This is a genomic window from Pseudomonas sp. KB_15 (genome assembly GCF_052114525.1).
Taxonomy (GTDB): domain Bacteria; phylum Pseudomonadota; class Gammaproteobacteria; order Pseudomonadales; family Pseudomonadaceae; genus Aquipseudomonas.
The window spans coordinates 1-354 of sequence record NZ_JBFREX010000384.1 but is presented as its reverse complement, the minus strand read 5'-3'; the positions used below and the strand labels follow the sequence as shown (position 1 = coordinate 354).

General features: G+C 70.9%; 1 pseudogene. It reads right to left on the bottom strand.

The features are described from left to right. Window positions 1-294 (bottom strand): annotated as a pseudogene (locus AB4Z35_RS31400) (tRNA epoxyqueuosine(34) reductase QueG); the annotation flags it as partial. Window positions 295-354 lie beyond the last annotated feature (60 nt).

Below are 354 nucleotides of genomic sequence, written 5' to 3'. Positions count from 1 at the left end.
GGCGTAGAGCGAGAGCACGGCCGTGGACGGATCGTCGAGCCGCGCGAGTTCGTGGCCGCGCCAGTCGTCAGGGCCTTCGGCAGGCAAATAGGGCATGCGGGCGACGATGGCCCGCACCGTGCCCGGCACCAGTTCGGCCGGCCGGGCGCGCCGCATGCCGTGGTTGGCCATATAATCCATGTCGCCGTGGTAGCCCGCCTGCAACCACGCCAACAGGCCCGCTTCCGCGTGGCGCAGATCGACATCGGCGATGCGGATCGCATCGAAGCCAAGCGCCGCGCCCCAGCCACGCATGGACTGCGCCAGGGCGGCCAGATCCGGTGGCGCCTGTGGCGAGATTTCAGTGGGGGCGGG